Raw genomic sequence first — 23,827 nt, 5'->3', positions numbered from 1 at the left:
GAAGTTGTCCAGCAGCGACCAGAGGAAGTAGCCCCGTACATCCGCCCCGTCGGCCATCGCCCGGTGCGCCGCCGACAGATGCCCGTGCAGGAAGCGGATCCGGTCCGGGTCGTGCACGACGCCCGCCGCGTCCGGCGTGTCCTCGTACGCCGCGCCGTTCTCGGTGATCACCAGCGGTACGTCGGGCGCCTCGCGGGTGAAGCGCATCAGCACGTCGTACAGCCCGGTCGGATCGACCGACCAGCCCATCTCCGTGACCTCGCCCGGCGGCTGATGGAACGTCACGGACTCGGCGCCCGGCCACGGGGACTTCTCGCCCGCGCCGTGCGCGTGGCCGTGGCTGTCGCGGCGGGCGGCGTCCGCGCCGGCGCCCGTCGCTGCCGACACCAGATGCGGCGTGTAGTAGTTGATGCCCAGCCAGTCCAGCGGCTGGTTGATCGTCGCCGGGTCGTCCGCCTTCACGAACGACCAGTCCGTGATCCGGGCGGTGTCCTTGAACAGGTCCTCCGGGTACGCGCCCGCCAGCATCGGCCCGGTGAAGATCCGGTTCGCCAGCGCGTCGATACGGCGGCGCGCGTCCAGATCCTCCGGCGACTGCGAACGGGCCCGCACCGCAGCCGCGTTGTGGCAGACGGTCACCTGCGCGCGTCTGGGCAGCACGGTGCGCAGCGCCTGCGTGGCCAGACCGTGGCCGAGGTTGAGATGGTGCGCGGCCTTCAGCGCGAGCACCGGATCCGTCCGGCCCGGCGCGTGCACCCCGGAGGCGTACCCCAGAAACGCGCTGCACCAGGGCTCGTTGAGGGTGACCCAGCGGTCGACGCGGTCGCCGAGCGCGTCACCGAGGATCCGCGCGTACTCCGCGAACCTGAACGCCGTCTCACGCACCGGCCAGCCGCCCGCCGTCTCCAGATCGTGCGGCAGGTCCCAGTGGTAGAGGGTCAGGACGGGCCGGATGCCGCGCTCCAGCAGGTCGTCGACGAGCTTGCGGTAGAAGTCCAGACCGCGCTGCACGGCCGGGCCGCGCCCGATGGGCTGGACACGCGACCAGGAGACCGAGAAGCGGTACGCGTTCACCCCGAGGTCCGCCATGAGGCGCACGTCCTCGGCCCGGCGGTTGATGTGGTCGGCGGCGGTGTCGCCGGTGTCGCCGTTCTCGACCTTGCCGGGGGTGTGGCTGAAGGTGTCCCAGATCGACGGGGTACGGCCGATGTCCCGCGCGCCGCCCTCGATCTGGTAGGCGGCGGTGGCGGTGCCCCATATGAAGTCGGACGGGAAACTGAGGGACATGGGTGCGCTCCGGTCGGGGAGTGGGCGGGTCGGCCGCGGGTCGGCGACCGGGAGAAACGCGCGGTCAGCCCTTGACCGCACCAGTCATGATGCCACCGACGATGTGCTTGCCGAAGATCACGAAGGCCAGCAGCAGCGGCAGCGTACCGAGCAGGGCGCCGGCCATGATCACCGACTGGTCGGGGATGTAGCCGCGCCCGAGCCCCGTGAGGGCCACCTGCACGGTGGGGTTGCCGTTCTGTGTGAGCGCGATGATCGGCCAGAAGAAATCGTTCCAGGCCAGCACGAAGGTCAGCATCCCCAGCACCGCCATCGCCGGCCGCGCAGCCGGGAAGACGACATGCCACACGACCCGCCAACTGCTCGCACCGTCCACCCGCGCCGCCTCGACCAGCTCGGTCGGCAGCGCCTGGAGCAGATACTGCCGCATGAAGAACACCCCGAACGCGCTGACCAGCGTCGGCAGGACGACGGACTGGAGCCGGTCGGTCCAGGACAGCTCGGCGATCAGCATGTACAGCGGTACGACGCCGAGCTGCGGCGGCACCATCATCGTGCCGATCACCAGCAGCAGAAGCAGATTCTTCAGCCGGAAGCGGAGCTTGGCGAAGGCGAAGCCCGCGAGCGTCGAGAACAGCACCGTCCCGGCGGCCACCGTGCCCGCCACCAGGACCGTGTTGAACAGCGCCGTACCCATGTTGGCGTCGGTCCAGGCGATCCGGAGGTTACGCAGCAGGTTGCCGCCGAACCAGAAGGGCGGGGGAGTCTGCGCCAGCCGCGTCGTGTTGCGGGACGCGGCGATCGCCGTCCATACGAGGGGGAACAGCGAGCCGGCGGCGAACAGCGCCAGTACGGCGTGGCCGATCCAGCCCGCGCGGCGCCCCGGGGTCACGCCCGACATCACGAACTCCTCCGCAGCCGGCGCGCGACGAGCCAGTTCACCGCGCCGATGATCAGCAGGATCAGGAACATCGCCCAGGCGATCGCCGAGGCCCGGCCGAGATGCAGATTCACCCAGCCCTGCTCGTACAGATACAGCCCCAGCGTCTGGAACTGATGGTCGGCGCCGCCCGTCGCGCCCGCGCCGCCGTTGAACAGCAGCGGCTCACCGAAGAGCTGGGTCGCGCCGATCGTCGAGACCACACAGGTGAAGAGGATCGTGGGCCGCAGCGACGGGATCGTCACATGCAGGAACTGCTGATGCGGCGAGGCCCCGTCGAGGGCCGCCGACTCGTACAGCTCGTGGGGGATCGACTGCATCGCCGCCAGATAGATCAGCGCGTTGTAGCCCGTCCACCGCCACACCACGATGGTGGAGACCGCCAGTTGGGACGTCCACGCGCCGTTCTGCCAGTCGACCGCGTCCAACCCGGCCAGACCCAGCGCCCAGTTGATCATTCCGTGGTCGCGGCCGAAGAGCAGCACGAAGACCAGCGTGGCCGCCGCGACACTCGTGGCGTACGGAGTGAGGACGGCCACCCGGAAGAACATCGAGCCGCGCAGCCGCTGGTTGAGCAGATGCGCGACGCCCAGCGCGATCAGCAGCTGCGGGACGGTCGACAGCAGCCCGATGGTCACGGTGTTCGTCAGCGCGTTCCAGAAGAACTCGTCGCCGAGCAGCCGGGAGAAGTTGCGCAGCCCCACCCACTCCATCTCGTCGGGCGCGGTGAGTTCGACCCGGTGCAGCGACGCCCAGCCGGTGTAGAGGAGCGGGAAGAGCCCGAAGACGCCGAAGAAGAGGAAGAACGGGGCGACGAACGCGTACGGGCTCCATCGCAGGTCCCAGCGGTGCAAGCGGCTACGACGTGGCTTGCGCCCGCCTTCGGCCGGTTCCGGGACCGGCGCACCCTCCCACCGGGAGGGCGCCACCGTCGTCGTGTCGCCCGCCATGTCGCTCACTGGTCCAGCGCGTTGTCGATCGCCTTCACCGCGGCGTCCCAGCCCTGCTTCGACGACCGCCCCTTCTGGTCGACCTGGAGCATGCCGACGTCCGCCAGGTTCTGGGCGATGACCAGGTCCTTCGGACCGACGATCTGGACCGGCACGCCCCGCGCCGCGCCCGCGAAGATCCGCCCTATGGGCGCGTTGCCGAAGTACGCGTGCCGGGCGCCGGAGACGGCCGGCAGGTCGTACGCCGCCTTGGCGCTCGGGAAGCTGCCGCGCCTCTCGAACAGCTTCGCCTGCTGCTCGGGCGCGGTCAGCCAGGCGACCAGCCTGGCCGCCGCCGCCGTGTTCCGCCCGGCCGCGGGCACGGTCAGGAACGAACCGCCCCAGTTGCTCGGCCGGGGCGCCGCGGCCACGTCCCACTTGCCCTTCCCCGCCGCGCCCGCCTTGTCCTGGATGTAGCCGAGCATCCAGGCCGGACAGGAGACGGTGGCGAACCGCGCGTTGGCGAAGCCCTGGTCCCAGGCGGGCGTGAACTGCTGGAGCCTGCCGGTCAGCCCGGCGCGGGCGAACTCGGCCGCGGTGTCCCAGGCCCGCCGTACGGCCGGGTTGGTCTTGTAGACGACCTTGCCCTTCGCGTCGTAGAACCGCGTCTCGTTCCCGCCGGTGATCGCCGCCATCACCCCGGCCGCCGAGTCGACGAAGACCGTCCCCTTGGGCGCCCGCGCCTGGTACCGCTTCCCCGCCGCCAGATACTTCCGCCAGTCGCCCGCCCACAGCTTCCCCACGGCCGTACGGTCCGTGGGCAGCCCGGCCTTGGCGAAGAGGTCCCGGCGGTAGCAGATGCCCTGGGGCCCGATGTCCGTGCCGAGGCCGACGGTCCGCCCGTCGGCGGTGGTGGCCTGCGACCACTTCCAGGGCAGGAAGCTCTCCTTCCGTACGCCCTCGGTCCGGCCCAGGTCCACCAGCTTGCGGGCCTGCGTCGCGGTGATCTCGGCGATGTTGTTGACCTCGACGGCCTGGATGTCGGCGAGTCCGCTGCCGCTGCCGAGGTGGGTGAGGAGCTGCGGGTAGTAGTTCTCGTTCCGCTCGATGGACGTCTGCTTGATCACGACGCCCTTGTTGAGCTTCATGTACTCGTCGTACAACCCGGCCTCCTTGAGACCGAACGCGCCGAAGACCCCCACGGTGAGCGTGGTCCCGCCGTCGCGGCCGACACCGCCCGCGGTCGCGACGCCGGCCGCGGCGGGCTCGGCGGGATCCTCGGCGCAACCGGCGACCGTCCCCGCCCCGAGCGCGACGACGACCGCGAGGCCCACCAGCCGACGGGACGCACGGGAATGTGTGCGCATGACGTCCTTCCTTCGACCAGGCATGGGAGCGCTCCCATAGAACGGGTCGAGCGTCCCCGCTCACATGGGAGGTGTCAAGGGACAGGGCGGCGACACGACGAAGGGCCGGTCCGCTCGCGCGAACCGGCCCTTCATTCGTCAGGGTGAGTAACGGGACTTGAACCCGCGACATCCTGGACCACAACCAGGTGCTCTACCAGCTGAGCTATACCCACCATGCCCGGTCAATCCGTGCCCGACCGGCCGAGAAAAAGTGTACAGGGTCCGCGAGGGTGCTCGCGCCCGAGTTATCGGGGGTGCCGGAGGGTGCGGGCGCGGGTCACAGGACGTGCTTCGCCGCGATCGCCCTGGCCGTGTCCGAGTCCGGGCCGGGCTGGGGCACGAAGACCGCCTCGCGGTAGTAGCGCAGCTCCGCGATGGACTCGCGGATGTCGGCCAGCGCCCGGTGGTTGCCGCCCTTCTCCGGGCTGTTGAAGTAGGCGCGCGGGTACCAGCGGCGGGCCAGTTCCTTGACCGACGAGACGTCCACGATCCGGTAGTGGAGGTAGCCCTCCAGCTCCGGCATGTCCCGCAGCAGGAAGCCGCGGTCGGTGCCGACCGTGTTTCCGCACAGCGGCGCCTTCCCCGGCTCCTTGACGTGCTCGCGTACGTACGCCAGCACCCGCTCCTCGGCCTCGGCCAGGGTGGTGCCGGCGGCCAGCTCGTCGAGCAGGCCCGAGGCGGTGTGCATCTGCCGCACCACCTCGGGCATGGTCTCCAGCGCCGCGTCCGGGGGACGCACGACGATGTCGATCCCCTCGCCGAGCACGTTCAGCTCCGAGTCGGTGACCAGCGCGGCCACCTCGATGAGTGCGTCCTCCGTCAGCGAGAGCCCGGTCATCTCGCAGTCGATCCACACCATTCGATCGTTCATGCGCCTTACCCTACGGTGCGCTCCGCTGACCGGGCAGGCTCGGGCGGCCCTGACCTGAGGCGAAGGACTCGGAGTAGGACTTCACCGGCTCCGGCACCGCCGACGAGGCCGTCGCCGAGCCGGCCTGCGCGGCGGCAGCCGCCGCCCGCCGGATCTGCGGGGAGGCCTGTGCCGGTACGTGCTCCACCGGCGCCGACGCGAGCTGGTCCCCGTGCGGACGGCGGGCCCGGTAGGCGGCCCGGTACGCGGCGGGGGACGAGCCCAGCTGACGCCGGAAGTGCCCGCGCAGTGCCACCGGCGAACGGAAGCCGCAGCGGCCGGCGACCTCGTCGACCGAGTAGTCGGAGGTCTCCAGCAGCCGCTGTGCCTGAAGCACGCGCTGCGTGATCAGCCACTGGAGCGGCGCGCTGCCGGTGAGCGAACGGAAGCGGCGGTCGAACGTCCTGCGGCTCATGTAGGCGCGGGCCGCCAGAGTCTCCACGTCGAACTGCTCGTGCAGATGCTCCAGCGCCCAGGCCACGACCTCGGCGAGCGGGTCGGAGCCGATCTCCTCTGGTAAAGACCTGTCCAGATAGCGCTCCTGACCGCCACTGCGCCGCGGCGGGACGACGAGCCTGCGCGCCAGTGCCCCGGCGGCCTCGGTCCCGTGATCCGTACGCACTATGTGAAGGCACAGATCGATTCCGGCCGCTGTCCCGGCGGAGGTGAGCACATCGCCGTCGTCGACGAACAGTTCACGCGGATCCACATGGACGGACGGATACCGCTTGGCCAGCGTCGGCGCGTACATCCAGTGCGTGGTCGCCGGGCGGCCGTCCAGCAGACCGGCCGCGGCGAGCACGAACGCGCCGGTGCACAGTCCGACGATCCGGGCGCCCTCCTCGTGTGCCCGGCGCAGCGCGTCGAGCGCCTCCGGCGGCGGCGGCGAGGTGATCGACCGCCAGGCGGGGACCACCACCGTGCCCGCTCTGCCGATCGCCTCCAGGCCGTACGGCGTGGTGAGTTCGAGCCCGCCGGTGGTGCGGAGCGGGCCTTCCTCCCCACCGCACACGAGCAGCCGGTAGCGCGGAACCCCGGCGTCCTGGCGGTCGATGCCGAACACCGAGAGCGGAATGGAGCTCTCGAAGATGGGCCCACCACTGAACAGCAGCACGGCGACGACTTCCCGGCGGCGACGGCCGGAAAGCTTCCGTACTGACTCCGGTGCGGCAATGGAGTCCTGGCTCATGGCGCTAAGCCCCCCTCGGTGTTCGCGTCTCCCCGTTCGTGTCGGGTCTTTCGCTCCTGCACGATTCCCCTCGGTTTTGCACGGGACCCCAGTCTTCGCTACTCATGATCGAATCTACTGTGTCCCGTGGTGCCGGCGTGACAAGTTCTCCATCCGGCGCTATGTCGACAAGGCAACCTGGCGCGAAGCATTCGATCACGAAGCGTTCCACCCGCACGGCCCACAGGGAAGTACGCCTCGCGCGCATGGCCCGTCCCCGTTGGCTCTTCGCGGCCGGAAAGGGCCTCTCTGCCCTGGTGACAAGGGGGTTGGCAGGCCATTTCGCCAAGGATGGGTCGCAGGGGTGAAGTTGGCTGAAAACTTACGGGTGTGCGGACCGTGAAGCGTCAGTCTCCCGGCGTGCATCTGTCACGCGTCCGCGCGCCCCGATGCGCCCCCTGGGGCCTGGTGTTACCCGCCGTACGTTGGGCACGCAGGGACTGCTCCGAGCGGCGCAGCAGAAGCCGGCAGACCGCCGTCACGGCGAGAAGTCCGAGCGCGGGCACGGCGGCCCCGCCGACAGAAGTGCCGAAAACGACAAGCACCACCGGCACCAGCACACAGCTGAACGCGGCCCACCGGACCACGTCGCTCGCGGACTCGGCGGACGCCGTCGACGCGGACTCCGGCCCCGAGGGGGAGGCGTGGTGGTGCGGTCGTACGGACACGTGAGCTCCCTGGTGACGGGGGTGGCTGTGGTGACTGGAGTGACTGCGTCGACTACGGGGGACCCATGATCAACGAGACGTCCGGTCGTCCGGTCACTGACAACCCCCCGGGTGGCCCGCCCCGCGCGTCCCCGTTCGTGTCACCGCCGGTGTCCCGCTCATGTCCCGGTGTACGTGCCATCCGGCGTTGCGATCCCCGACGGGCTCGGGCATGCTCCCCAAGGACGCCGTGTCCGTGACGGCCGTCCCCGGGCAGAAAAGAGGAGTGTCGCCGTACCCTTGCGGGTAAGGGGTTGGGAAGATGATTCCCAGACACAGCTCCGTTGCCCCGTCAATTGTTGCTCCTTCACACAAGGACCTTCCTCGCCGAGACATCGATGGCCGGTCACGAAATCCCCGAACCCGCTGACCGCGAGCAGTTGACCGACCCCGCGTCGGACCTGCAAGCGGCCGAAGAGACGCGCCACTCCTGTGATCCCGCCTTCCGGCACGGAGTGGTCGTCGGCTTCGACGGCTCGACATCGAGCGAGCGCGCCCTCGCGTACGCCATCGGCATGGCCCGCAGGCTCGGGTCGGCCCTGATCATCGTGCATGTCGCCAACCGGCTGCCCACCACGGTCTGGGCGGGCTGCGAACCCCCGGTCTTCGTGGACGTGCCGGACCACCGCACCGAGGTGCTCGGGCTCGAACTCGCCTGCGCGGACTACCTGGCGGAGGTGCCGTGGATCCTCGTCGAGCGCGGCGGCGACATCTGCCACGAACTCGAAGAGGTCGGCCAGGAGTACTCGGCCGACGCGATCGTCGTCGGCTCCACGCACGGCATCGTCGGACGCATCTTCGGCACGGTGGCGGGGCGGTTGGCACGACGGGCCAGACGGCCCGTCGTGGTCATCCCGTAGCCCCCGCCACCGCGCCGGCCGGCAACTACTCCACCGTCACCGACTTCGCGAGGTTGCGCGGCTTGTCGATGTCCCGGCCCAGCGCCAACGCCGTGTGATACGCGAGCAGTTGGAGCGGGATCCCCAGCAGGATCGGGTCCAGCTCCGTCTCGTTCTTCGGCACCACGATCGTCTGGTCGGCCTTCGGCTGCTCCTGGTGGGCGACCGCCAGGATCCGGCCGCTGCGCGCCTTGATCTCCTCAAGTGCCGCGCGGTTCTTCTCCAGCAGATCGTCGTCCGGCACGATCGCCACCGTCGGCAGCGCGGGCTCGATGAGCGCGAGAGGGCCGTGCTTCAACTCCGAGGCGGGATAGGCCTCGGCGTGGATGTACGAGATCTCCTTGAGCTTCAACGAGGCCTCAAGTGCCACCGGATAGCCGCGTACCCGGCCGATGAACATCATCGACTTCGCGTCCGCGTACTCCTCGGCGACCTTCTTGATGTCCGCCTCGGTCCGAAGGATCTCCGCGATCTGCTCGGGCAGCCTGCGCAGCCCCGCGATGATCCGCCGCCCGTCGGCGACCGACAGATCGCGGATCCGGCCCAGATGCAGCGCGAGCAGCGCGAAGGACACCACCGTGTTGGTGAAGCACTTGGTGGAGACGACGCAGACCTCGGGGCCCGCGTGCACGTACACACCGCCGTCGGTCTCACGGGCGATCGCCGAGCCGACGACGTTGACCACGCCGAGCACCCGGGCGCCCTTGCGCTTGAGTTCCTGCACGGCGGCCAGCACGTCGTACGTCTCGCCCGACTGCGACACGGCGATGTAGAGCGTGTCGGGGTCCACGACCGGGTTGCGGTAACGGAATTCGGACGCGGGCTCGGCGTCCGCCGGGATCCGCGCCAGCGACTCGATCAGCCCTGCGCCGATGAGACCCGCGTGGTACGAGGTGCCGCAGCCGAGGATCTTGATGCGCCGCACCCCGCGCGCCTCACGCGCGTCCAGGTTCAGACCGCCCAGGTGCACGGTCGAGAAGCGGTCGTCGATCCGGCCGCGCAGCACCCGGTCCACGGCCTCGGCCTGCTCGGAGATCTCCTTGTGCATGTACGTGTCGTGGCCGCCCATGTCGTACGACTCGGCCTCCCACTCCACGGTGGTCGGCGTCGCCGAGGTGCGCGAGCCCTCGGTGGTGTACGTACGGAAGTCGTCGGCCTTGATGGTGGCCATCTCGCCGTCGTCGAGCGTGACGACCTGGCGGGTGTGGGAGACGAGCGCGGCGACGTCGGAGGCGACGAACATCTCCTTCTCGCCGATGCCGAGGACGACGGGCGAGCCGTTGCGGGCGACGACGATACGGTCCGCGAAGTCGGCGTGCAGGACCGCGATGCCGTACGTGCCCTCCACCAGCTTCAGCGACTGGCGGACCTTTTCCTCCAGCGTCTCGGCGCCCGAGCGCGCGATGAGATGGGTCAGGACCTCGGTGTCGGTCTCGGAAAGGAACACGACACCATCGGCCTCCAGCTTCGCGCGCAGCTCGGTGGCGTTGTCGATGATGCCGTTGTGGACGAGGGCGACCTTGTTCTCGGGATCGAGGTGCGGGTGCGCGTTCTCGTCGCTCGGGGCGCCGTGGGTGGCCCAGCGGGTGTGGGCGATACCGGTGGTGCCGGCGAAGCGCTTGGGGACCCGCGACTCCAGCTCGCGTACCCGGCCCTTGGCCTTGACCATCTTCAGGTTCGCGGGCTTGCCCGCGGTGGCCTTGCCGGTGATGACCAGCCCCGCGGAGTCGTAACCCCGGTACTCCAGCCGCTGGAGGCCCTCCAGCAGCAGTGGGGCGACGTCGCGCCTCCCGATGTAACCGACGATCCCGCACATATCAGTCTCCGCCCCTCCGTCGATCCGCGTTCAGTGGTGTGCTCAGCCGTAGACGATGCGCCGGAGCTGTCTGAGGGACAGCTCGGGCGGTGCCACCGCGCGGTGCGGCAGCTCGGCCGCGATCCGCTCGAAGATCCGCGGGTTCGTGGCGCCACCGGCCTGCAGCTCGCGGTGCCGGCGCCGGACGAACTCCTCGGTGGTCTCGTCGAAGTACGCCAGAACGTCCAGGACCACCCGGGCCGCCTCGCCGCGCGGGAGCGCGGTGCTGCGGACCAGATGGTCGACGAGGTCGTCGTGGGACGAGGGTGAACGGCGTTCGAGCACCCGTAGATACTGCGGGTGCGTAAGGCTCTTTGCAAGAATCCTGCCCGATTCCGGGCAGGAGTGTCCATGATCTCTGTCAGGGTGCTCTTCAGAGGCGCTTCAGTACGGCCTGCTTGGCGGTCGTGAACTCCTCCGCCGTCAGGATCCCGGCCTGGTGCAGTTCGCCCAGCTCACGCAGTCTGCGCAGCAGCGCGTCATGATCGTCGCCGCTCGCCGGTACGGGCTCCGGGGCGGGCGCGGTGGTGCCGGCCGTCTCGGGGGCCTTGGCCAGGGGGAGGGGCGCGGCGGCGTTCGGGTGCGGCAGCCGGGCGACCACGGCCGCCGCCACCAGTGCCATCAGCGGGTCCTTCTTGAAGCCGTACAGCTCCACGGCGTGCGGGTCGTGCTTCGGCGCCGGGACATTGCCCCGGCCGACCCGGAAGCGCAGGAAGCCGTTCTCCAGCCCGGCGCTCGGCCGCCACTCCACGCTCTCCACGTCGGCGAGCGCGAGGGTGGTGGTGCCCTGCGACGACTTGTGCTCGTCGGTCTTCCAGTTCCACTCCAGCAGGATCCGCTCGCCGTCGAAGGTGGCCGTCCCGTCGCCGGCGCCCATCGTGACCGGCAGCGCGGGGCCGGGCAGCAGATAACGGTCGGTGGGACCGGCGTCGACCCCGTCGAGCAGCAGGGAGTTGCGCACCTCGTCCACGAAGTACTCGGCGACGCCCGTGCGGTCATTGTCCACCGACAGCTGGTACGGGTCGGAGGCGTCGCCCAGCCTGCCCCCGGTGACGCGCGTCAGCGGGTCGGCGCCGTCGCGCAGCCGCAGCCTGAGCCGCCCCGACTTACGGCCCGGCTCGAAGGTGATGGCCGCCAACGCCCCTAGCGGCACGGCGACTTCGCCGAGCGACCTGCGGAGCAGACCCACCCGCTTGTCGTTGCCGGGCACTATGCGCACCGTGTCGCCGTCGAAGGTCCAGGTGCCGTCCGTCTGGATGATTTCCGCCATGGGGCGATTCTTCCATCGGGGCGCCGAAGAGGGTCCCGGCCGCGAAGAAGGCCCCGAAGAAGTGGTCTACACCTTGACCGCGGCCGGGAGCCGGGGTCCGATGGAACGGTTCGGCCGCTCCGCAGCACAGTCGTGGATCCACAGTCGTGAACTCCGTCGAAGGGGCAAACCTGTGAGACAGCACGGAACACCCCCCACCTTCCCCACCTTCCCCGCCTTCCGCCGGCTCTCCGGAACGCTACTCGTCGCCGTCGCCCTGTTCTCCTGCGTGGCCGCCTCCGGGGCCGTCGCCGCTCCCGGGGCCACGGGCTCCGGAGCCGGACCCGGCCCGGCCGCCCGGCCGCTGGGCGACGTCGTCCCCGTACCCGCGTCGGTACGGCCGGGCGGGACGCCGTACACCCTCACCCCCTCGACCCGGATCCGGGTCGACGAGGACTCCCGCGAGGCACGGCGCGTCGGCACCTATCTGGCGGGGCTGCTGCGGCCCTCCACCGGCTACGACCTGCGGATCACCGACGACGACGGCCGGGGCCGGGCGCACGGCCGGGGCGACGACGGCATCCGGCTGCGGCTCTCACCCGGGGACCGCGCGCTCGGCGACGAGGGCTACCGGCTGGAGTCCGGCCGTGCCGGTGTCACCCTCACCGCCCGCGAGCCCGCCGGGCTCTTCCACGCCGTCCAGACACTGCGCCAGCTCCTCCCGGCCGCCGTGGAGCGCGACAGCAGGCAGCGCGGCCCCTGGAAGGTGGCGGGCGGCACCATCACCGACACGCCGCGCTACGCCTACCGGGCCGCGATGCTCGACGTCTCACGGCACTTCTTCACCGTCGACCAAGTCAAGCGCTACATCGACCAGTTGGCGCTCTACAAGATCAACACCCTGCATCTGCACCTCTCCGACGACCAGGGCTGGCGCATCGCGATCGACTCCTGGCCCCGGCTGGCGACGTACGGCGGCTCGACCCAGGTCGGCGGCGGGCCCGGCGGGTACTACACGAAGGCCCAGTACCGCGACCTGGTGCGGTACGCCACGTCCCGCCATCTGGAAGTCGTCCCCGAGATCGACATGCCCGGCCACACGAACGCGGCACTCGCCTCGTACGCCGAGCTGAACTGCGACGGCGTCGCACCGCCCCTCTACACCGGCACGGCCGTCGGCTTCAGCTCGCTGTGCGCGCCGAAGGAGATCACGTACGACTTCGTGGACGACGTGGTGCGTGAGCTGGCCGCGCTGACGCCGGGCAGATATCTGCACATCGGCGGCGACGAGGCGCACTCCACCAGCCACGCGGACTATGTGGAGTTCATGCGGCGCACCCAGGCGACCGTGGCCAAGTACGGCAAGACCGTGGTGGGTTGGCACCAGCTGACCGGCGCCGAGCAGGTGAAGGGCGCCGTCGCGCAGTACTGGGGATACGACGCCACCGGCGCCGCCGAGCGCGCGCAGGTGGCCGAGGCGACGAAGGCGGGGACGAGGCTGATCCTGTCGCCGGCCGACCGGACGTATCTCGACATGAAGTACGACCGGAACACCGACCTGGGCCAGAGCTGGGCCGGTCTGGTGGAGGTGGACCGCTCCTACGACTGGGACCCGGCGGCCTATCTCGCGGGCGCCGGGGTCGACCCCGGCGCGGTGCTGGGCGTGGAGGCGCCGCTCTGGTCGGAGACGCTGTCGACCAGCGACCACATCGAGAGGATGGCATTCCCGAGGCTGCCGGGGGTCGCGGAGATCGGCTGGTCCCCGCAGTCGGCGCGGGACTGGGACACGTACAAGGTGCGTCTGGCGGCGCAGGGGCCGCGGCTGACGGCGCTGGGGATCGACTACTACCGCTCGCCGGTGGTGCCGTGGCCGGCGGAGTAGCGCGACGCCGTCGGCTTCGTCGATGAGGAGGCGGGCGCCCGTGAAGGACCGTGCATGAGCACGGGCGCCCGCCCGCCGGGTCCGGGAGGCCGACCAGGTGTCGGTGAGTCCCGGTAGGGTGCCGCGCATGTCTGTGAACGTTCACCTCACGCTGCGCGTCGACAATCTCGAATCCCTCACCGAGGCGGAGTTGGTGAAGACGGCGCTCGCGGAGGTGCTGCGGGCGCACGGGCTCGACGGGCAGGTGAATCTCCGGAAGTTCCGTGAGCCGATATCGGTGAAGGTGACAACGGGGAAGTGGCCGGTCAGCGTTCGGGGATTCGGCACATGGAGCGACGCGTTCGAGAAGGACGCGAAGGCGGCGGTCGCCGGCGCGGCGCCGGCCGCCGCGATGGATCTGGAGTGGGGCCACCCGGACGACGACTAGGGCCTGTCGTTTGGATCAGGCCGGATGAGTGCGCGGTGCCGGGGCACGCGAGCCCGGCAAGATCTAAAAGACAGGCCCTAGGCGCTGTCGGCGGATCCGGCCCGGCGGTCGTGGCGTGCGGGGTGGGTCCGTGGAGGTGGGGTTGAGTACCTGTACTCACGCCGCCCCGCCGCGCTTCCGGCGACCATGGGAGCCGGCAACCACCGTCCCGTACCGCCGCTTTCGGAGGCATCACATGCTCAGCCGCACGGCCGCCGCCCTGGTGCCCCTCTTCGGGCGACTCACGGTCACGCTGGACGGGGACGCCGAGTTGGCGCCCGGGAGCATCGTCGCCGCCAATCACACCTCGCTCAGCGACCCGGCGATCGTGCTCGCCGCGCTGCGCCGGGTGGGTGTCGAGCCGGTCGTGATGGCGGCGGCCGGGCTGTGGCGCGTACCGCTGCTCGGGCGGGCGCTCACGCGTGGCGGGCACGTGCCCGTCCACCGGGCCGACCCCCGGGCCGCCCGCTGCCTCGAAGACGCCGCCGCCGCGCTGGCCCGTGGGCGGCTCGTGCTGATCTACGGCGAGGGCGGCATACCGGACTTCGAGAGCGCCACCGAGACGCCTCCCCACCGGTTCCGCAGCGGCCTCGCCCGGCTCGCCGCCGCCACCGGCGCCCCCGTCGTCCCGCTCGGACAGGCCGGGGCGCGGCGGCTCATGTCGGGCGGTGGCCCCAGGCAGTTCGCGAACCTGGCGAGCGCGCCGCTGCGCCGCCCCGGCCTGCGGGTGCACATCGGCACCCCGGTGCGGCTGACGGGCGACCTGCCGACCGCCACGGCCCAGGCCCGGCGGGCGGTCACGGCGGCGTGGCTGACGGCGACCGGCCGGGCCGATGAGCCCTCAGGGGGTGTCCTGCCGGCCCTGCGTGAGCGGCAGGACGCCTAGTTATGACTCCTTCGCCGCCTCGTCCCGCAACTGCTCCTCGCTCAGCCCCCGCCGCCAGTAGCCCACGAACGTGACGTGCCGGCGGTCCAGGCCCCGCTCGCGTACGAGATGGCGGCGCAGCTCCTTCACCGCGCCCGCCTCGCCCGCCAGCCACGCGTACGGCGCTGTGCCGGGCAGCTCGGCCTCGCGGACCGACTCCAGGGCCGACGGGGCGTTCTCGTCGCGCGCCAGCCAGTGGACGGTGGCGTCGGCCGCCGTCGGCAGGTCCATGCGGTCGGCCGCGTACGGCACGTCCAGCCACACCCGCGCCGTCGTTCCGGCGGGCAGCCACTCCAGGATGGCGGCTGCCGCGGGCAGGGACGTCTCGTCGGCCCAGATCAGTACGGAGTCGGTGCCGGCCGGGGGCCGGAAGCGTACCGCCGCGTTGTCGGCGACGGCCGGCCCGAGGACGAGCACGCGGTCGCCTGGCGCCGCCCCGCCCGCCCAGCGGCAGGCCGGTCCGCCGTCGGGGTGCAGGGCGAAGTCGATGTCCAACTCGTCCGGTTCGTGGCGCTGTTCGCGTACCGTGTACGAGCGCATCACGGCCCGCACGCCGTCGGGCAGCGCCCGCCAGGCCGCCCACCAGCCGTCGCCCTCATCGACGGGGACCACGGGCGCCGGCTGCCCCGGCAGGGGCAGGAAGAGCGACAGGCTCTGGTCGCGCCCGCCGGCGGCGAAGCCGGTGTGGCCCTGACCGGACCGACCGTCGCCCCCGAACGTGACGCGGACGAGCGACGGCCCGAGGCGCCGTGTCCGCAGGACCTCGAGCGCGAAGAAACGGAACGGCGCGGTCGGCACGGGTCAGGCGACCTTCCTGGCCTTCTCGATGGCCGCCGCGAGATCGTCCAGGATCGGCGCACACTTGTCGTACGAGTAGATGGGCTCCGTGACGCGGGGGACGACCTGGCCGGCCTTGACGGCGGGCAGCCGCGCCCAGGTCGGCTTCGAGGTGAGGGCGTCCGGCTGGAGGGCGGAGGAGCGGTTGTCCATCATGATGATGTCGGCCGGGTACTTGTCGATGTTCTCCCAGCTCAACTCCTCGAAGAAGCCCTGGGAGTTCACCTTCGGCTCCACGAACTTCACGCCCAGTTCCTGGAAGTAGAGGGTGTCGGCGGACATCTTGGCGAGCGAGACGTAGAACAGGTCCTGGCTGGCAGACCCGACCAGCACCCGGATCTCCGGCTTGGACTTCGCGGCCGCCCGCAGCCGGCCAGCCGCCTTCTCGAACCTGGCCTTGGCGTCGGTGACCTTCGCGGACTTCAGGTCCGCGCCCAGGGACCCGGCGAGGTCCGCGTGCCGCTGGACCGCCTTGGGGACGGTGGTCTCCGCCGCCCAGAGCGCCACGCTGGGGGCCAGCTTGAGGATCTTGTCCTTGGACTGCTCGGGGACGTACCAGAGTTCGCCCTCGACCCACTGCGCGGTGACGAGCAGGTCCGGCGCGAGTGCCGCGTACTTCTCGACGTTGAACTCGCCCCAGACGTTGCCGAGTATCTCGACCTTCGTCACGTCGAGGTCGCCCGCCTGGATGTCCGGCTTGCCGTCCTTGGTGGTGGTCGGCCCGAAGACGCCCTTGACCTCGATCCCGTAGTCGTGGAGCGCGGCGGCGGTGCCGGTGAAGGCGACGATGCTCTTCGGGACGCTGTCGGCCTTCGCCGTCTCGCCGCGGTCGTCCTCGAAGGACCAGGGTCCCGCCTTCGCGTCGCCGCCCGCGCCCGCGTCCTTTGCGCCGTCGTCGCCGCTCCCGCAGGCGGCGAGCGCGACTCCGAGACCGACGGCGCCGCCGGCGGCGAGGACGCCGCGACGGCTGAGGGGCGAGCTGAGGGCGTTGGGCATGTCGTTGTCCGCTTTCGTGCGCGCAGGAGACCGGCCGATGAGCCGGTGGAGGTAGGTTAGCCTAACCTTGCTTACTGTCGCGTGCGGGGGCGAGTGTCAGTGGCCCGAGGCAGAGTGGGGGTGTCGTCACCACTCACCCACAGGAGTCAGCGATGTCCGTTCACCGCGTCGTGCCCAACGCCCAAGTGCGGCCCGAAGAGCTGGAGCAGAGCCGCGAGTTCTACGGACTGCTGGGTCTGGAGCAGGTCATGAACCAGGGCTGGATCATGACGCTCGCCTCGCCCTCCGTCCCCACCGCGCAGGTCAGCTTTCTGACCGAGGACGCGACCGCGCCCGTCGTCCCCGACCTGAGCATCGAGGTGGCGGATGTGGACGCGGTGCACGAGGCCGTGCTGGCGAGCGGCGCGGAGATCGTGCACACCCTGCGGGACGAGGCGTGGGGCGTCCGCCGCTTCTTCGCCCGCGACCCCGGCGGCCGGGTCGTCAACGTGCTGGGTCACCGCTGACGACCTGCCGGGCCTGGTACGTCCCTGTCCACGCGGGCTTTTCCACGCGGGCTGCCGTGGGGCGGTCAGTGGTGGTCGCCCTGCCGGCCGAGGGTGGTCTCGGGGCCCGCGCCGGGGCGGGTCCACTGCGGCGCGGGGCGGCCGGTCGGGCCCCAGGTGGCGTTCCCGTCCACGTCCGTGCGCCAGTACCAGCACGCGTGCCGGCCCTCCGGCCGGCCCTCGGGGTTGTCCTCCCACGCCTCGCCGCGGCCGTACGGAGTCGAGTCGAGCAGCCCGAACGAGCCGCTGAACCGCTCGTTGCCGCGGCCCGTCGTGGAGTAGGTGAGGAACGTGCGGTCGCCGTCGCGCAGATAGGAGGTGAGATACCCCATGTCACCGCCGACCGGCTCCGCCACGCCGCGTACCGAGTACCAGGGCTGGGTGTAGCCCATGAACTCGACGAAGGGGGCCACCTCGTCCCACCGGCCCGTGGTCACGATGGCCAGGGACACGCCACGGGCGTTGAGGTAGACGGCGTCCCTCAGGTGCCAGGCGCTGACGGTGCAGCCCTCGCACTGCCCCTGGTGCGGGGCGCCGTCCCACCACATGTGCTTGTAGACCAGCAGCTCGTCGCGGCCCTGGAACAGATCCAGGAACGGGACCGGTCCCTCGGGCCCGACCACCTCGACCGTCCCGTCGAACTCCACCATCGGCAGGCGCCGGCGGGCCGCGGCGATGGCGTCGCCCTCGTGGGTGTGGGCCTTCTCCCGGACGAGCAGTTCGTCACGGGCGGTCTGCCAGGTGGCCAGGTCGGTGATGGGCGGGGTCGTCATCGTGTGCTCCGTGGGGTCTCGTGCCGGGGCCCGTCGTACGTCGTCGTACGACGGTCACCCTTACGGTCACCAACACAGACTCCGGACCCGGCCGGAACTCATCGCGGCTCGGGCCCCGGCGCGCCGATTTCACCCATGAGGCGGCGTACGACGACCCCGACACCCGTACGGCGACACCCGCGCGACGGAACCCCGCGCGTCAGAGACCCAGCTCCCTCGCGATCAGCATCCGCTGGACCTCGCTCGTGCCCTCGCCGATCTCCAGGATCTTGGAGTCGCGCCACATCCGGGCCACCGGATACTCGTTCATGAAGCCGTAGCCGCCGTGGATCTGGGTGGCCTCGCGGGCGTTGTCCACCGCGACCGTGGAGGAGTACAGCTTCGCCAGCGCCGCCTCCTTCTTGAACGGCTCACCGTGCACCAGACGGGACGCCGCGTCGCGCCAGCCCAGGCGCGCCGTGTGGGCCCGCATCTCCATGTCGGCGATCTTGAACTGGATGGCCTGGTTCGCGCCGATCGGCCGGCCGAAGGCGTGGCGCTCCTTGGCGTACTTCACCGACTCGTCCACACAGCCCTGCGCGAGACCCGTCGCCAGCGCGGAGATCGCGATACGGCCCTCGTCCAGGATGCGCAGGAACTGGGCGTACCCCCGGCCCTCCGTACCGACCAGGTTCGCCAGCGGCACGCGGACGTCGGAGAAGGACAGCTCGCGGGTGTCCGACGCGTTCCAGCCGACCTTCGAGTACGGGGCCGCGACCGTGAAGCCGGGGGTGCCGGACGGGACGAGGATCGAGGAGATCTCCGGGCGCCCGTCCTCCTTGCGGCCGGTGACCGCCGTGACCGTGACCAGGCCGGTGATGTCCGTGCCCGAGTTGGTGATGAAGCACTTCGAGCCGTTGACGACCCACTCGTCGCCGTCCCGTACGGCCGTCGTGCGCGTACCGCCCGCGTCCGAACCGGCGTCCGGCTCGGTCAGGCCGAAGGCGCCCAGGATCTCGCCCGAGCACAGGCGCGGCAGCCACTCACGCTTCTGCTCCTCCGTGCCGAAGAGATACAGCGGCATCGCGCCGAGCGAGACCCCGGCCTCCAGGGTGATGGCCACGGACGAGTCGACGCGCGCCAGCTCCTCCAGGGCGATGCCGAGCGCCAGGTAGTCACCGCCCATGCCGCCGTACTCCTCCGGGAAGGGCAGGCCGAACAGGCCCATCCGGCCCATCTCGCGCACGATCTCGTACGGGAACTCGTGCCGCTCGTAGAAGTCGCCGATCTTGGGTGCGACGACGTCCTGCGCGAACGCCTCGACGGTACGGCGCAGTTCGTCGTGCTCCGCGGACAGCCGGTGGTCCAGGGACATGGCTAGGGCTCCTTGTGGGAGAGGGCGCTGACGGTACGTGAGGGGCTGGGTCGCCCCAACTGTTCGGCCATCCACACGCTGGTGGCGGTCAGAAGGCCGAGATCGACCCCGGTGTCGATACCGAGGCCTTGCAACATCCACAGGAGGTCTTCGGTGGCGAGATTCCCCGTGGCGCTCTTCGCGAACGGACAGCCGCCCAGACCGCCTGCGGACGCGTCGACGGTCGTCACTCCGAGCTGGAGCGCCGCGAGGGTGTTGGCGAGCGCCTGGCCGTACGTGTCGTGGAAGTGCACGCCGACCTTCGAGACGTGCACGCCTTCCTCGATGAGGGTGGCGAGCAGGCTCTGCACATGGCCGGGGGTCGCCACGCCGATCGTGTCGCCGAGGCTCACCTCGTCGCAGCCCATGTCGACCAGTCTCCGTACGATCCGGGCGACCTGGTCGACGGGGACGGGTCCCTCCCACGGGTCGCCGAAGCACATCGACAGATAGCCGCGGACATGGAGCCGCTCCGCGCGGGCGCGCTCGACGACCGGTTCGAACATGGCCAACGACTCGTCCAGCGACCGGTTGAGATTGGCCTTGGCGAAGGACTCGGTCGCGCTGGCGAAGACGGCCACCTGACGGACGCCGAGGGCCAGCGCCCGGTCGAGACCGCGGTCGTTCGGTACAAGGACGGGCAGCCGTACGCTCTCCAGGTCGCGCACCATCGGGAACAGCCGCTCGGCGTCGGCCAGTTGGGGCACCCACTTGGGGTGGACGAAGCTGGTCGCCTCGATGGTGGTGAGCCCGGCGGCGGCGAGGCGGTGGATGAACTCCGCCTTGATCTCGGTCGGGACGATCGTCGCCTCGTTCTGGAGGCCGTCGCGCGCGCCCACCTCGTGGATCCGGATCCGGGTCGGCAGACCCTCGTCCATGACGGTCATCGGGAGCGTCATCTCTCCTCCTCGGAAGACGCGGGAGCCTCGACGGAGGCGGCCGGGGCGACGACGGCCAGCACCTGGTCCATGGCGACGGTGGAGCCCGGTGTGACGTCCAGCTCCGTGACGGTGCCGTCGTGCGGGGCGGAGACCACGTGCTCCATCTTCATCGCCTCGACCACCAACAGGCCCTGGCCCGCGACCACTTCGTCCCCGACCGCCACCTTGACCACCGTGACCGTGCCGGGCATCGGGGCCGTGAGCGCGTCCAGGCCGCCCGCGCCGGCGGCGCCGAGCAGCGCCGCCTCGACCGGATCGTGGTCCTGTACGTGCCAGCTGTCGCCGTCCCTGCCGAGCCAGTCGTCCGCGCGGTGGAAGGTGTGCGTCACCCCGTCGACGGTGACGGTCACCCGGCCGGGCTCCACATGCGCCGACGGGCCGGCGGTGAGCAGTCGGTGAGTGACGGGTTCATGTCCCGTTACTCGCAGATGGTGGGTGACGGGGACGGGCGCGGCGCCCATCCGCCAGCCGCTCGGTACGGAGAACGGGTCGGTCCAGCCGGTGGCCGGGGCGGGAGCGGGGGCCAGGGCCGACTCCCGTACCGCCGCCGCCGCTTCGTACACCTCCGGCGGCACCTCCGCCGGCACCAGCGACTGCGCGTCCCTCTCCACCAGGCCCGTGTCCAGATCGCCCGCCACCACGGCCGGGTGGGCGAGCAGCCTCCGTAGGAAGCCGGCGTTCGTCGGGACGCCCAGCGTCACCGTCTCCGCCAGAGCCGCCCGCAGCCGGCGCAGCGCCGTCGCGCGGTCCGGGCCGTGCACGATCACCTTCGACAGCATCGGGTCGTACAGGCTGCCGACCTCGGTGCCCTCACTCAGGCCCGAGTCCGTACGGACACCGTCGCCCGCCGGCTCGCGCAGCGACAGCACCCGGCCGCCCGAGGGCAGGAAGCCGCGCGCGGGGTCCTCCGCGCAGATCCGGGCCTCGATCGCGTGCCCGGTGAGGGTGATGTCGTCCTGGGTGAACGTCAGCCGCTCACCGGCGGCGACGCGCAGCTGCCACTCGACCAGATCCAGGCCGGTGACCAGCTCGGTGACGGGATGCTCCACCTGGAGGCGGGTGTTCATCTCCATGAAGAAGTACGACTCCGGGTCGTCGCCCGGGACGATGAACTCGACCGTCCCCGCGCCCTCGTAGCCGCAGGAGCGCGCCGCCTGCACGGCGGCCTCACCCATCGCCGCGCGCGTCTTGTCGTCCAGCAGGACGGACGGCGCCTCCTCGATGATCTTCTGGTGGCGGCGCTGCAACGAGCACTCGCGCTCGCCGAGATGGACCACATTGCCGTGCCCGTCGGCCAGCACCTGGATCTCGATGTGGCGCGGCCGGTCGATCCACCGCTCCACGAGAAGCGTGTCGTCGCCGAAGGACGCGCGGGCCTCGCGCCGGGCCGCCGCGATCTCGTCGCGCAGGGCCGACTCCAGGCGGGTGAGCCGCATGCCCTTGCCGCCGCCGCCCGCCGACGGCTTCAGCAGCACCGGCATGCCGATCTCCCGTGCCGCGTCGGCCAGTTGGTCGTCGGTCAGTCCGCTGCCCGAGGAGCCCGGCACCACCGGCACACCGGCCGTCGCCACGGTCTCCTTGGCGCGGATCTTGTCTCCCATCAGTGAGATGGCGGACGCGCTGGGCCCGATGAAGACCAGCCCGGCGTCGGCGCACGCCCGCGCGAACGCCGCGTTCTCCGCGAGGAAGCCGTAGCCCGGGTGGACCGCCTGCGCGCCCGTACGCGCCGCCGCCTCCAGCAGCCGCTCACCGACCAGATAGCTCTCGGAGGCGGACGCGGGGCCGATCCGGACGGCGGTGTCCGCCTCCCGTACATGCCGGGCGTCCGCGTCGGCGTCGCTGAAGACCGCGACCGAACGGATGCCGAGCGCGCGCAGCGTACGGATGACGCGGACCGCGATCTCGCCGCGGTTCGCGACGAGGACGGTGTCGAACATGCTGTTCCTGTGCAGGGTGGTCATCTGTCACTCACATCCGGAAGACGCCGAAGCCGGGGGCGGTGCTGTCCTTCTGGGGAAGCGGTGCGTTCGCGCAGGCCGTCAGCGCCAGACCGACCACCTGACGGGTCTCCAGCGGATCGATCACGCCGTCGTCCCAGAGCCGCGCCGTCGCGTAGTAGGCGTTGCCCTGCGACTCGTACTGCGCGCGCACCGGGTCCTTGAACGCCTCTTCCTCCTCGGCCGGCCACTGCTCGCCGCGCCCCTCGATCTGGTCACGCTTGACCGTCGCCAGGACCGAGGCGGCCTGCTCGCCGCCCATCACCGAGATCTTGGCGTTGGGCCACATCCACAGGAAGCGGGGGGAGTAGGCCCGGCCGCACATCGAGTAGTTCCCCGCGCCGTACGAACCGCCGACCACGACGGTGAGCTTCGGCACGCGCGCGCACGCCACGGCCGTCACCATCTTCGCGCCGTGCTTGGCGATCCCGCCCGCCTCGTACGCCTTGCCGACCATGAACCCCGAGATGTTCTGGAGGAAGAGCAGCGGGATGCCGCGCTGGTCGCACAGCTCGATGAAGTGCGCGCCCTTCTGGGCGGATTCGGAGAACAGGATGCCGTTGTTGGCGACGATCCCCACCGGGTGGCCGTGGATCCGCGCGAAGCCGGTGACCAGCGTCGTACCGAACTCGGACTTGAACTCCGCGAACCGCGAGCCGTCCACGAGCCGCGCGATGACCTCCCGCACGTCGTACGGCGTGCGCGAGTCGACCGGCACCGCCCCGTACAGCCCCATGGGGTCGACCTTCGGCTCCTCCGCCGGCTCGACCCGCCAGGGCAGCGGGCCGCGCTCGGGGAGCGTCGAGACGATCGTGCGGACGATCCGCAGCGCGTGCGCGTCGTCCTCGGCGAGATGGTCGGTGACCCCCGACGTACGGGAATGGACCTCGCCGCCGCCCAGCTCCTCGGCGGTGACGACCTCGCCGGTCGCCGCCTTCACCAGCGGCGGGCCGCCCAGGAAGATCGTGCCCTGCCCGCGGACGATCACCGCCTCGTCGCTCATCGCGGGCACGTACGCGCCGCCCGCCGTGCAGGAGCCGAGGACGGCCGCGATCTGCGGGATGCCGGCGCCGGACATCCGCGCCTGGTTGTAGAAGATCCGGCCGAAGTGGTCACGGTCGGGGAAGACCTCGTCCTGCATCGGCAGGAAGGCGCCGCCCGAGTCCACGAGATAGACGCACGGCAGTCTGTTCTCCAGCGCGACCTCCTGGGCGCGCAGATGCTTCTTCACCGTCATCGGGTAGTACGTCCCGCCCTTGACCGTGGCGTCATTGGCGACCACGACCACCTCACGGCCGCCGACCCGGCCGATCCCGGCGATCACGCCGGCGGCCGGCGCCTGCCCGCCGTACATGTCCTCGGCCGCCAGCGGGGCGAGCTCGAGGAAGGGCGAGCCCGGGTCCAGCAGGGTGTCCACCCGGTCGCGGGGCAGCAGCTTGCCGCGCGCCACATGGCGGGCACGGGACTTCTCGCCGCCGCCGAGCCGGGCGGCGGCGAGCCGGGCGCGCAGCGCGTCGGAGAGCTCCTGATGCCCCGCCTCGTTGGCGCGCCAGGCCTCCGACGCCGGGTCCGCGGCGCTCGCCAGCACGGGTGCCTGCTGCATCGGTCGAGCTCCCTCGCTCGGTTAATAAGCGTTAACGTAGCGCTCCCAGGTTAACG

The 23,827-nt window shown here is 71.0% G+C and carries 22 protein-coding genes and 1 tRNA gene; 5 read left to right on the top strand and 18 right to left on the bottom strand.

All coding sequences use genetic code 11. The features are described 5' to 3' along the window. From BHU15_RS22720 to BHU15_RS22685, 8 genes are all read right to left on the bottom strand, one after another. A partial coding sequence (locus BHU15_RS22720) for a glycoside hydrolase family 1 protein (RefSeq protein ID WP_069628895.1) occupies nucleotides 1–1,287 on the bottom strand: 1,287 nt, incomplete at its 3' end. Nucleotides 1,288–1,351: 64 nt separating this feature from the next. After that, a complete protein-coding gene (locus BHU15_RS22715) occupies nucleotides 1,352–2,188 on the bottom strand; it encodes a carbohydrate ABC transporter permease (RefSeq protein WP_079128310.1) in 837 nt (278 codons plus the stop codon). Further along, nucleotides 2,188–3,177, bottom strand: a complete 990-nt coding sequence (locus tag BHU15_RS22710) for a carbohydrate ABC transporter permease (RefSeq protein ID WP_079128309.1) — start codon at nucleotides 3,175–3,177, stop codon at nucleotides 2,188–2,190. The genes BHU15_RS22715 and BHU15_RS22710 overlap by 1 nt, the downstream gene beginning before the upstream one ends. A gap of 5 nt (nucleotides 3,178–3,182) precedes the next feature. Continuing rightward, nucleotides 3,183–4,523 (bottom strand): ABC transporter substrate-binding protein, encoded by a 1,341-nt coding sequence (locus BHU15_RS22705; protein WP_069628893.1) that lies wholly within the window; start codon nucleotides 4,521–4,523, stop codon nucleotides 3,183–3,185. A gap of 142 nt (nucleotides 4,524–4,665) precedes the next feature. Then, nucleotides 4,666–4,738 (bottom strand) — tRNA-His (locus BHU15_RS22700). Between the two features lie 104 nt (nucleotides 4,739–4,842). Beyond that, the gene (orn, locus tag BHU15_RS22695; RefSeq protein ID WP_069628892.1) at nucleotides 4,843–5,436 is read right to left on the bottom strand and encodes an oligoribonuclease; all 594 of its coding nucleotides are present in this window, start codon (nucleotides 5,434–5,436) and stop codon (nucleotides 4,843–4,845) included. Between the two features lie 10 nt (nucleotides 5,437–5,446). After that, complete coding sequence (locus BHU15_RS22690; RefSeq protein ID WP_069628891.1) at nucleotides 5,447–6,664, bottom strand: GlxA family transcriptional regulator; 1,218 nt, start codon at nucleotides 6,662–6,664, stop codon at nucleotides 5,447–5,449. A 386-nt stretch (nucleotides 6,665–7,050) separates the two neighbouring features. After that, complete coding sequence (locus BHU15_RS22685) at nucleotides 7,051–7,371, bottom strand: hypothetical protein (protein ID WP_069628890.1); 321 nt, start codon at nucleotides 7,369–7,371, stop codon at nucleotides 7,051–7,053. 377 nt (nucleotides 7,372–7,748) lie between these two features. Between BHU15_RS22685 and BHU15_RS22680 the strand changes: the two genes are divergently transcribed. Next, nucleotides 7,749–8,270, top strand: a complete 522-nt coding sequence (locus tag BHU15_RS22680; RefSeq protein ID WP_023541541.1) for a universal stress protein — start codon at nucleotides 7,749–7,751, stop codon at nucleotides 8,268–8,270. Between the two features lie 25 nt (nucleotides 8,271–8,295). Here BHU15_RS22680 and glmS read toward each other — a convergent pair whose 3' ends face one another. The 3 genes from glmS to BHU15_RS22665 form a co-directional block, all read right to left on the bottom strand. Beyond that, entirely contained in the window at nucleotides 8,296–10,125 is a 1,830-nt protein-coding gene (glmS, locus tag BHU15_RS22675) for a glutamine--fructose-6-phosphate transaminase (isomerizing) (RefSeq protein ID WP_069628889.1), read from the bottom strand. Between the two features lie 42 nt (nucleotides 10,126–10,167). After that, entirely contained in the window at nucleotides 10,168–10,449 is a 282-nt protein-coding gene (locus BHU15_RS22670) for a hypothetical protein (protein ID WP_023541543.1), read from the bottom strand. An 88-nt stretch (nucleotides 10,450–10,537) separates the two neighbouring features. Further along, nucleotides 10,538–11,434: a DUF4429 domain-containing protein gene (locus BHU15_RS22665; RefSeq protein WP_069628888.1), complete on the bottom strand. Its 897-nt coding sequence runs from the start codon at nucleotides 11,432–11,434 to the stop codon at nucleotides 10,538–10,540. Nucleotides 11,435–11,534: 100 nt separating this feature from the next. Here BHU15_RS22665 and BHU15_RS22660 point away from each other — a divergent pair, with 100 nt between their 5' ends. The 3 genes from BHU15_RS22660 (at nucleotide 11,535) to BHU15_RS22650 (ending at nucleotide 14,647) form a co-directional block, all read left to right on the top strand. Beyond that, nucleotides 11,535–13,295, top strand: a complete 1,761-nt coding sequence (locus BHU15_RS22660; protein WP_079128308.1) for a beta-N-acetylhexosaminidase — start codon at nucleotides 11,535–11,537, stop codon at nucleotides 13,293–13,295. Nucleotides 13,296–13,422: 127 nt separating this feature from the next. Beyond that, the gene (locus BHU15_RS22655) at nucleotides 13,423–13,722 is read left to right on the top strand and encodes a hypothetical protein (protein WP_141726860.1); all 300 of its coding nucleotides are present in this window, start codon (nucleotides 13,423–13,425) and stop codon (nucleotides 13,720–13,722) included. A 235-nt stretch (nucleotides 13,723–13,957) separates the two neighbouring features. Beyond that, entirely contained in the window at nucleotides 13,958–14,647 is a 690-nt protein-coding gene (locus BHU15_RS22650) for a lysophospholipid acyltransferase family protein (RefSeq protein WP_069628885.1), read from the top strand. Here BHU15_RS22650 and BHU15_RS22645 read toward each other — a convergent pair whose 3' ends face one another. Both BHU15_RS22645 and BHU15_RS22640 read right to left on the bottom strand, forming a co-directional pair. Next, on the bottom strand, nucleotides 14,648–15,484 hold the full coding sequence (locus BHU15_RS22645) for a siderophore-interacting protein (protein WP_069628884.1): 837 nt from the start codon (nucleotides 15,482–15,484) through the stop codon (nucleotides 14,648–14,650). A gap of 3 nt (nucleotides 15,485–15,487) precedes the next feature. Further along, complete coding sequence (locus BHU15_RS22640; RefSeq protein ID WP_069628883.1) at nucleotides 15,488–16,519, bottom strand: ABC transporter substrate-binding protein; 1,032 nt, start codon at nucleotides 16,517–16,519, stop codon at nucleotides 15,488–15,490. 152 nt (nucleotides 16,520–16,671) lie between these two features. On the opposite strand from BHU15_RS22640, the gene BHU15_RS22635 reads away from it, so the two are divergent. Further along, nucleotides 16,672–17,025: a VOC family protein gene (locus BHU15_RS22635; protein WP_023541550.1), complete on the top strand. Its 354-nt coding sequence runs from the start codon at nucleotides 16,672–16,674 to the stop codon at nucleotides 17,023–17,025. A gap of 65 nt (nucleotides 17,026–17,090) precedes the next feature. Here the strand turns inward: BHU15_RS22635 and BHU15_RS22630 are convergent, their stop codons facing one another. From BHU15_RS22630 to BHU15_RS22610, 5 genes are all read right to left on the bottom strand, one after another. Further along, nucleotides 17,091–17,837, bottom strand: coding sequence for a DUF899 family protein (locus BHU15_RS22630; protein WP_069628882.1), 747 nt, complete (start codon nucleotides 17,835–17,837; stop codon nucleotides 17,091–17,093). Nucleotides 17,838–18,036: 199 nt separating this feature from the next. Beyond that, nucleotides 18,037–19,191 (bottom strand): acyl-CoA dehydrogenase family protein, encoded by a 1,155-nt coding sequence (locus BHU15_RS22625; RefSeq protein ID WP_069628881.1) that lies wholly within the window; start codon nucleotides 19,189–19,191, stop codon nucleotides 18,037–18,039. Between the two features lie 2 nt (nucleotides 19,192–19,193). Beyond that, complete coding sequence (locus tag BHU15_RS22620) at nucleotides 19,194–20,129, bottom strand: hydroxymethylglutaryl-CoA lyase (protein ID WP_069628880.1); 936 nt, start codon at nucleotides 20,127–20,129, stop codon at nucleotides 19,194–19,196. Then, complete coding sequence (locus BHU15_RS22615; protein WP_107422911.1) at nucleotides 20,126–22,108, bottom strand: acetyl/propionyl/methylcrotonyl-CoA carboxylase subunit alpha; 1,983 nt, start codon at nucleotides 22,106–22,108, stop codon at nucleotides 20,126–20,128. The genes BHU15_RS22620 and BHU15_RS22615 overlap by 4 nt, the downstream gene beginning before the upstream one ends. A 31-nt stretch (nucleotides 22,109–22,139) precedes the next feature. Further along, nucleotides 22,140–23,771: a carboxyl transferase domain-containing protein gene (locus BHU15_RS22610; protein ID WP_069628878.1), complete on the bottom strand. Its 1,632-nt coding sequence runs from the start codon at nucleotides 23,769–23,771 to the stop codon at nucleotides 22,140–22,142. Between the last annotated feature and the right edge of the window lie 56 nt (nucleotides 23,772–23,827).

The sequence above is a fragment of the Streptomyces niveus genome, from assembly GCF_001723055.1.
In the GTDB taxonomy this organism is placed as follows: Bacteria; Actinomycetota; Actinomycetes; order Streptomycetales; family Streptomycetaceae; genus Streptomyces; species Streptomyces niveus.
Note: the sequence above shows the minus strand (reverse complement) of the source record. Positions and strands in the feature narration are given on the sequence as shown.

Coding starts and splice junctions, on each gene's coding strand:
- BHU15_RS22715 (WP_079128310.1), bottom strand. CDS start 2,188: ATGTCGGGCGTGACCCCGGGGCGCCGCGCGGGCTGGATCGGCCACGCC.
- BHU15_RS22710 (WP_079128309.1), bottom strand. CDS start 3,177: ATGGCGGGCGACACGACGACGGTGGCGCCCTCCCGGTGGGAGGGTGCG.
- BHU15_RS22705 (WP_069628893.1), bottom strand. CDS start 4,523: ATGCGCACACATTCCCGTGCGTCCCGTCGGCTGGTGGGCCTCGCGGTC.
- orn (WP_069628892.1), bottom strand. CDS start 5,436: ATGAACGATCGAATGGTGTGGATCGACTGCGAGATGACCGGGCTCTCG.
- BHU15_RS22690 (WP_069628891.1), bottom strand. CDS start 6,664: ATGAGCCAGGACTCCATTGCCGCACCGGAGTCAGTACGGAAGCTTTCC.
- BHU15_RS22680 (WP_023541541.1), top strand. CDS start 7,749: ATGGCCGGTCACGAAATCCCCGAACCCGCTGACCGCGAGCAGTTGACC.
- glmS (WP_069628889.1), bottom strand. CDS start 10,125: ATGTGCGGGATCGTCGGTTACATCGGGAGGCGCGACGTCGCCCCACTG.
- BHU15_RS22665 (WP_069628888.1), bottom strand. CDS start 11,434: ATGGCGGAAATCATCCAGACGGACGGCACCTGGACCTTCGACGGCGAC.
- BHU15_RS22660 (WP_079128308.1), top strand. CDS start 11,535: ATGGAACGGTTCGGCCGCTCCGCAGCACAGTCGTGGATCCACAGTCGT.
- BHU15_RS22655 (WP_141726860.1), top strand. CDS start 13,423: ATGTCTGTGAACGTTCACCTCACGCTGCGCGTCGACAATCTCGAATCC.
- BHU15_RS22650 (WP_069628885.1), top strand. CDS start 13,958: ATGCTCAGCCGCACGGCCGCCGCCCTGGTGCCCCTCTTCGGGCGACTC.
- BHU15_RS22640 (WP_069628883.1), bottom strand. CDS start 16,519: ATGCCCAACGCCCTCAGCTCGCCCCTCAGCCGTCGCGGCGTCCTCGCC.
- BHU15_RS22635 (WP_023541550.1), top strand. CDS start 16,672: ATGTCCGTTCACCGCGTCGTGCCCAACGCCCAAGTGCGGCCCGAAGAG.
- BHU15_RS22630 (WP_069628882.1), bottom strand. CDS start 17,837: ATGACGACCCCGCCCATCACCGACCTGGCCACCTGGCAGACCGCCCGT.
- BHU15_RS22625 (WP_069628881.1), bottom strand. CDS start 19,191: ATGTCCCTGGACCACCGGCTGTCCGCGGAGCACGACGAACTGCGCCGT.
- BHU15_RS22620 (WP_069628880.1), bottom strand. CDS start 20,129: ATGACGCTCCCGATGACCGTCATGGACGAGGGTCTGCCGACCCGGATC.
- BHU15_RS22615 (WP_107422911.1), bottom strand. CDS start 22,108: ATGTTCGACACCGTCCTCGTCGCGAACCGCGGCGAGATCGCGGTCCGC.
- BHU15_RS22610 (WP_069628878.1), bottom strand. CDS start 23,771: ATGCAGCAGGCACCCGTGCTGGCGAGCGCCGCGGACCCGGCGTCGGAG.